We start from the raw sequence: 6,844 nt of genomic DNA, 5'->3' as shown, positions 1-6,844 counted from the left end.
TCCGGTCCTTGGGACCGGCGTTTTTTGTCGGCAGGCTGGCCGATAAGCGCGGAGGCTGATTTGTGCGAAGGCGCATTTCATAGTAAGATAGAAAGGGTTGTCCGGGGGCATCGCGGAAGGGTGCGTCCGGCAGAACAAGCAATTAAAGGAGTGTACGTCCTATGGCAAAACAGGCGATTATTAAAATGACCGACGGCAACGAGATCGTGCTCGACTTATTCGAGAAGGACGCCCCGAATACGGTAGCGAACTTCGAAAAGCTTGCAAACGAAGGCTTTTACAACGGAGTCGTGTTTCACCGTGTCATTCCGGGCTTCGTAGCGCAAGGCGGCTGCCCGCATGGCACAGGCACCGGCGGCCCGGGCTATACGATCAACTGCGAGATCAACCCGAACAAGCATGAACGAGGAACGCTCGCCATGGCGCATGCCGGACGCAACACCGGCGGCAGCCAGTTCTACATTTGCTACCAGCCGCAGCCTCACCTGGACGGCCAGCACACCGTCTTCGGGAAAGTCGTCAAAGGCATGGAGCATGTCGATGCGTTCAAAGGCCGCGACAAAATGGAATCCGTTCAAGTGGTGGAAGTTTAATCCGGATTCCGTGTCTTGGCGCGTGAAAACGCCGAATCCCTGTAAAGCATAGGGATTCGGCGTTTTTTTAACGATGGTGTCTTTTTTTCTTAAAGATGATTACTTTCTTTTTGACGTCAATTGTTTTTTTCTTGGCGATATTTACGTTGGAAGCGTTGATGGCGAAGGCATTGCCTTGGCCGGCACTAGCTTTGCTGAATTGCCAGACTTTTACATTAGTGTGTTTGTCTTTTTTCTTGTCATGGTTCCACTCTTTTTTGAACGACATTGAAATCACCTCCTTTCCCGGGAGGAGAAGGACGATTATACTTTTCGCCCTATGGGCTTCTTGAATATTTTCACATTCACCGCGTTGCTGGCCAGCGCATTGCCGTTCCCTACCGACGAGATGGCTTTTTGGAAAACTTGAATGATGACGTATTGATTTTTGCCTACCTTGTGCTTAAACGTCCTTACACTTGAGCGGTTCATCGTCAAACCTCCCTTGCGTTTTATTACTAGCACTTTATGTCGGAAGTTATCAGCCAGTCCCGGCGAATGCTATAAGGCGAGCGAAAACGGGCATCCTGCCCCGAAAAAAGCAAAAAGACCGCGCTTGCAATTTTTACTTCCGGGTGGTACTATTGCAATCAATGCTAGGTATGTTTTTCTGGTAGACCACAAGTTCATACAGCTTACCTTCGGGGCAGGGTGAAATTCCCTACCGGCGGTGATGTTTCGGCTGGTTTGTTACAGGCCGAACTCAGTCCGTGACCCGTGCGGCCAGCTTCTGGTTGCCGGTGGACTCGGTGCAATTCCGAGACCGACAGTATAGTCTGGATGGGAGAAGGGAAAGCGGAATCGGCGATCGACTGTCTGCGTGCGTATGTGCGTTATTTCACATACTCAAAAATGCCACAGGTGTGTCTGTCGTGCATGTCTTCTTGTCATGTGTCTTCGGACATGGAAGCAAGGTTTATTTAAGCATGCACTGACGAGGCTAGTGTGGCATGCACGGCTCGGCATGCGGTCTTTCGCTGCAAAGGATTCCGCTGCGTTTGTTCACCGAAACGCGACGCTTCTCACAAGCCCCTTTTTGCCAGGCAAAAAGAGGGCTTTTTTGTATTTTCCGGCAAGCTAATCAGGAGAAAGGAGGCTGCGTCAATTGACCGTGAGGCTGCTGAACGACGAGTATTACATGAATCTGGCTTTGCAGTTGGCCGCTTCGGCGGCCGGACAGACGGGCATTAATCCGGTCGTCGGCTGCGTCATTGTCAAGGACGGACGCATTGTCGGCATGGGCGCTCACCTGAAGCGGGGCGAAGCGCATGCCGAAATTCATGCGCTGAACATGGCGGGAAACGAAGCGGCGGGCGCTACCGCCTATGTGACGCTGGAGCCGTGCAGCCACTTCGGCAAGACGCCGCCATGCAGCGACCGGCTGATCCGCGAGGGCGTCAAGCGGGTCGTCGTTGCGGCAACCGATCCGAATCCGCTTGTGGCCGGCAGCGGGATTGCCCGGCTTCGGGCGAGCGGCATCGAGGTGACGGAAGGGGTGCTGGAGCGGGAAGCGAACGCTCTCAACGAAGCGTTCAATACGTTCATCGTCACCCGGCGGCCGTTCGTCACCGTCAAATCGGCCAGCACGCTGGATGGCAAAATCGCCGCCAGGACGGGCGACAGCAAGTGGATTACCGGCGAGGCTTCCCGCGCCTACGTTCATACGCTGCGCCATCGCCATCAAGCGATTATGGTCGGCATCGGCACCGTGCTGGCCGACGACCCGTCCCTGACGACCCGGCTGCCTGTGCCGGGTCTGCACCCCATCCGCGTCGTCGTCGACTCGACGCTGCGGCTGCCGCACGAGGCGAAGCTCGTGCGGGACGGGGCTGCGCCAACGGTCGTGCTCACGACCGAACAGGCGCCGGCGGCGCGCCGCCGCGAGCTCGAAGCGCGCGGCGTAGAGATCGTCGACTGCGGGCCGGGCCCCGCTGTCGATCTGGACGCCGCCATGGCGCGGCTCGGCGAGCGCGAGATCGGCTCGCTGCTCGTTGAGGGCGGCGGCAAGCTGAGCGGCGCGCTGCTGGAGCGCAGGCTCGCCCACAAGCTCGTGCTCTTCCTCGCGCCCAAGATCATCGGCGGAGGCGCGCTGGCGCCGGCGAACTTCGACTTCGCCGGCTTCGGGCACATGCGCGAGGCGATTCGGCTGGAGCGCATGCAGGTCGAGACGTTCGGCGACGATCTGTGCCTGATCGGATATCCGAAGTACGCCGAACCGGACGCATAGACAAGCTGTTCTGCGATGACGGATCGCGATGAAAAGGAGGGAGTTTCCGTGTTCACTGGTATTATCGAGGAAATCGGCACACTGCGCCGCATGGCGAAGCAGGGTCAAGCGATGGTGCTGACGATCGGGGCGAAGCATATCCTGGACGATGTCAAGCTTGGCGACAGCATAGCGGTGAACGGCGTTTGCTTGACTGTCATCGCTTATGACGAGTCGTCGTTCACCGTCGATGTGATGCCGGAAACGTTCCGGCGGACGAACTTATCCCGGCTGTCGACCGCGGCTCCGGTCAACTTGGAGCGGGCGATGACGGCCGGGGGCCGCTTCGGCGGCCACATCGTGCAGGGGCACGTCGATTCGACCGGGATCATCCGGGGGCGGACACCGGAAGAAAACGCCGTCGTCTTCCGCGTAGAGCCGCGGGACCCGGGCATCTTAAAATATATCATCCCGCACGGCTCGATCACGATCGACGGGATCAGCCTGACGGTCGTCGAGCTGGGAGACACGTCGTTTACCGTATCCATCATCCCGCATACGCTGGCGGAAACGGTGCTGCAGTACAAGAAGCAAGGGGATGAAGTCAATCTCGAAGCCGACGTTCTCGGCAAATATATCGAGCGGCTGCTGACCTTCCGGACGGGAGAAGGAGCCGCAGCAGCCAAAGGGACAACCCCAAGCGGTCTGAGCGCAGCGTTTTTAACGGAGCATGGATTCCTGTAATTCGGGTCTCATTGACATCAAGGAGGAGAGAGGAATGGACGAACCGATCCGGTTTCATCCGATTGAAGAAGCGATATACGATCTGATGCTGGGCAAAGTCATTATCGTCGTGGACGACGAAGACCGCGAGAACGAAGGCGACTTCATCGCCCTGGCCGAGAAAGCGACGCCGGAGGTCATCAACTTCATGATCAAGGAGGGACGCGGCCTCGTCTGCGCCCCGATTACCGAAGAGCGGGCCCAAGAGCTGGACTTGCCGCAGATGGTATCGCGCAACACGGATTATCACGGCACGGCGTTCACGGTTTCGGTCGATCACGTCGAAACGACGACCGGCATTTCCGCTTCGGAGCGTTCCCGGACCGTGCAGGCGCTGATCGATCCGGGGACGAAGCCGCAGAGCTTCCGGCGTCCCGGCCATATTTTTCCGCTCACGGCCAAAAAAGGCGGCGTACTGCGCCGCGCCGGACATACGGAAGCGGCGGTCGACCTGGCCCGCATGTGCGGCGCTTACCCGGCTGCCGTCATCTGCGAAGTGATCAAGGAAGACGGCGAAATGGCCCGCGTCCCGGATCTGATGGAGATCAGCCGCAAGCATGATCTGAAAATCATCACGATCCAGGACCTGATCCGATACCGCAACCAGAAGGAGAAGCTGGTGCAGCGCGAGGTCGAGGTGCGGATGCCGACGGACTTCGGCGTATTTTCCGCCATCGCCTATTCGAACGACGTTGACCGCAAAGAGCATGTGGCGCTCGTCAAAGGAAAGATCGACAGCGATCGTCCGACGCTCGTGCGCGTACACTCCGAGTGCTTGACCGGCGACGTCTTTCACTCGCACCGGTGCGATTGCGGGCCGCAGCTCGCGGCGGCATTGAAGCAGATCGAAGAGGCAGGCTCCGGCGTGCTGCTGTACATGCGGCAGGAAGGCCGCGGCATCGGCTTGATCAACAAGCTGAAGGCGTATAAGCTGCAGGAGCAGGGGCTGGATACCGTCGATGCCAACCTGAAGCTGGGCTTCGCCGCCGACCTTCGGGATTACGGGATCGGCGCGCAAATCTTGAAGGACCTCGGCGTCGGACGCATCCGGCTCATGACGAACAACCCGCGCAAAATTCGCGGTCTGGAAGGCTACGGGCTTGAGGTGGTCGAGCGCGTGCCGCTGCAAATGCAAGAAAACGAGGACAATACGAACTACCTCCATACGAAGCAGGCGAAGCTGGGACATTTGCTTGATTTCACCATTTAAAAAAATATTTCATCAAATGAAGGGAAGTTGAAGGGACATGGCGAAAGTATACGAAGGACATTTGGTCTCGCAAGGATTAAAATACGGGATCGTGGTCGGACGGTTCAACGAATTTATTACGAACAAGCTGCTGGGCGGCGCGCTGGATGCGCTGAAGCGGCACGGCGTACAGGAAGACGAAGTCGAGATTGCCTGGGTTCCGGGCGCTTTCGAAATTCCGTTGATCGCCCAGAAAATGGCCGAAAGCGGCAAGTATGACGCCGTTATCACGCTTGGTGCGGTCATTCGCGGCTCCACGCCGCATTTCGACTATGTTTGCAATGAAACGGCCAAGGGCGTGGCTGCCATCTCGCTTAAAACCGGCATCCCCGTTATTTTCGGCGTGCTGACGACCGACTCGATCGAGCAGGCGGTGGAGCGCGCGGGGACTAAAGCCGGCAACAAAGGCTGGGAAGCGGCGGCGAGCGCCATCGAGATGGCCAATTTGACGAAACAGCTGACCACCTGACGAAAGCTGCATGAGGATTAAGGGGGAACGAGAGGAAAGTGAAAGTCACAGTAAAGCTGGAAACCTTTGAAGGCCCCCTTGATTTGCTGCTGCACTTGATCGATAAAGCGGAAGTCGATATTTACGACATTCCGATTAAAGAAATTACGGATCAATATATGGAATATTTGGACGCGATGCAGGAACTGGAGCTCGAAGTAACGAGCGAGTTCCTCGTCATGGCGGCGACGCTGCTTTCCATCAAGAGCAAGATGCTTCTGCCGAAGCCGCCCGTCGTGGATATGGAATTCGACGATTACATGATGGACGAGGAGTACGACCCCCGCGCCGAGCTCGTGGCGAAGCTCATCGAATACCGCAAGTATAAGGCGATTGCGGACCATCTGCGGGACAAAGAGATGGAGCGCAGCCTCATTTATACGAGAGAGCCCGAGGATTTGACCCCGTATGTGCCGACGGTGCAGGAAAACCCGGTCAAAGGGCTGCATGTGGCCGATCTGGTTAACGCTTTTCGCAAAGCGATGCGGCGGATGCAGAGCCGTCAGGCGATTGCCAAAATCCGCAAGGACGAAATCTCGGTGAAGGACCGCATGTACGAGGTGGTCGATACGCTCGAGAAGTGCGGGGGCAAAGTCATGTTTTCGAAGCTGCTGGACGACGAAGCGACGAAGGACGCGATTGTCGTTACGTTTTTGGCGCTGCTGGAGCTGATGAAAGTAAAGAGGATCGTCTGCTTCCAGCATAAGCTTTTTGACGATATTGTGATTCAGGCAAGAGAGGAAGGAACGGCGGATGGATTTTGGGCAGATGAAATCAGTTATTGAAGGCTTGCTGTTTGTGGCGGGAGACGAGGGATTGGACGCCAAACAGCTGGCCGATGTGCTGGAGCTCAGCGCCGAGTTCGTGACCGACCTTGTAAAGGATCTGCAGGAGGACCTGAAGCGTCAGGGCCGCGGGATTCAAATTGTCGAGCTGGCGGGTACTTATCAGCTTACGACCGTGCCGGAGCATGCGCCCTATCTTGAGCGGCTGGCCTACTCTCCCTCGCGGACGTCGCTCTCTCAAGCGGCGCTGGAGACGCTTGCGATTGTAGCGTACAAGCAGCCGATCACGCGGGTGGAGATCGAAGAGATTCGCGGGGTGAAGTCGGATCGCGCGCTGCAGACGCTGGTGGCCAAAGATTTGATTCAAGAGGTGGACCGCGCAGACGCGCCGGGAAGGCCGATTCTGTACGGGACGACCAAATCGTTTCTCGATTATTTTGCGCTCAGCACGATTGAGGATCTTCCGGAGACGTCGATGTTCGAAGATGACGATAATTTGGAAGAAGAGACAAGGCTGCTTTTCGAGAAGCTGGACGGAAAACAAATCACGTTCGAGGACGTGGCGGAGCCCGACGGCATGTAACACGCATGTTTTTCCAATGCTGGGCTATACTAACTCCTGAGGAAACGAAGCAGAAAGGCTTCCGGCTCAGGAGTATTTGTGCTGCCCGCAAGCGTCCG

Annotated in this window: 9 protein-coding genes and 1 riboswitch; of the genes, 7 read left to right on the top strand and 2 right to left on the bottom strand. The window is 57.1% G+C overall.

The window, feature by feature from the left end; genetic code table 11:
* Positions 1–161 precede the first annotated feature (161 nt).
* Complete coding sequence (locus tag PEH01S_RS12225; protein ID WP_025846468.1) at positions 162–593, top strand: peptidylprolyl isomerase; 432 nt, start codon at positions 162–164, stop codon at positions 591–593.
* A gap of 67 nt (positions 594–660) precedes the next feature.
* Here PEH01S_RS12225 and PEH01S_RS12220 read toward each other — a convergent pair whose 3' ends face one another.
* Both PEH01S_RS12220 and PEH01S_RS34570 read right to left on the bottom strand, forming a co-directional pair.
* Positions 661–861, bottom strand: coding sequence for a hypothetical protein (locus PEH01S_RS12220; protein ID WP_025846466.1), 201 nt, complete (start codon positions 859–861; stop codon positions 661–663).
* Between the two features lie 35 nt (positions 862–896).
* Positions 897–1,064 (bottom strand): hypothetical protein, encoded by a 168-nt coding sequence (locus PEH01S_RS34570; RefSeq protein ID WP_164827799.1) that lies wholly within the window; start codon positions 1,062–1,064, stop codon positions 897–899.
* Between the two features lie 201 nt (positions 1,065–1,265).
* Positions 1,266–1,428: riboswitch (FMN riboswitch) on the top strand.
* 315 nt (positions 1,429–1,743) lie between these two features.
* On the opposite strand from PEH01S_RS34570, the gene ribD reads away from it, so the two are divergent.
* Genes ribD through scpB form a run of 6 tightly spaced genes read left to right on the top strand, consistent with a single transcriptional unit; the run spans position 1,744 to position 6,746 of the window.
* Positions 1,744–2,859, top strand: coding sequence for a bifunctional diaminohydroxyphosphoribosylaminopyrimidine deaminase/5-amino-6-(5-phosphoribosylamino)uracil reductase RibD (ribD, locus tag PEH01S_RS12215; protein WP_281281453.1), 1,116 nt, complete (start codon positions 1,744–1,746; stop codon positions 2,857–2,859).
* Positions 2,860–2,907: 48 nt separating this feature from the next.
* A complete protein-coding gene (gene ribE, locus PEH01S_RS12210) occupies positions 2,908–3,582 on the top strand; it encodes a riboflavin synthase (RefSeq protein WP_127485675.1) in 675 nt (224 codons plus the stop codon).
* Positions 3,583–3,616: 34 nt separating this feature from the next.
* Positions 3,617–4,831, top strand: a complete 1,215-nt coding sequence (locus PEH01S_RS12205; RefSeq protein ID WP_127485673.1) for a bifunctional 3,4-dihydroxy-2-butanone-4-phosphate synthase/GTP cyclohydrolase II — start codon at positions 3,617–3,619, stop codon at positions 4,829–4,831.
* 37 nt (positions 4,832–4,868) lie between these two features.
* On the top strand, positions 4,869–5,339 hold the full coding sequence (gene ribH / locus PEH01S_RS12200) for a 6,7-dimethyl-8-ribityllumazine synthase (protein ID WP_025846457.1): 471 nt from the start codon (positions 4,869–4,871) through the stop codon (positions 5,337–5,339).
* Between the two features lie 38 nt (positions 5,340–5,377).
* Complete coding sequence (locus PEH01S_RS12195) at positions 5,378–6,163, top strand: segregation and condensation protein A (protein ID WP_025846455.1); 786 nt, start codon at positions 5,378–5,380, stop codon at positions 6,161–6,163.
* A complete protein-coding gene (scpB, locus tag PEH01S_RS12190) occupies positions 6,132–6,746 on the top strand; it encodes an SMC-Scp complex subunit ScpB (protein WP_127485671.1) in 615 nt (204 codons plus the stop codon). Before PEH01S_RS12195 ends, scpB begins: the two co-directional genes overlap by 32 nt.
* Positions 6,747–6,844 lie beyond the last annotated feature (98 nt).

The organism is Paenibacillus ehimensis NBRC 15659 (assembly GCF_004000785.1).
Lineage (GTDB): Bacteria > Bacillota > Bacilli > Paenibacillales > NBRC-103111 > Paenibacillus_G > Paenibacillus_G ehimensis.
Note: the sequence above shows the minus strand (reverse complement) of the source record. Positions and strands in the feature narration are given on the sequence as shown.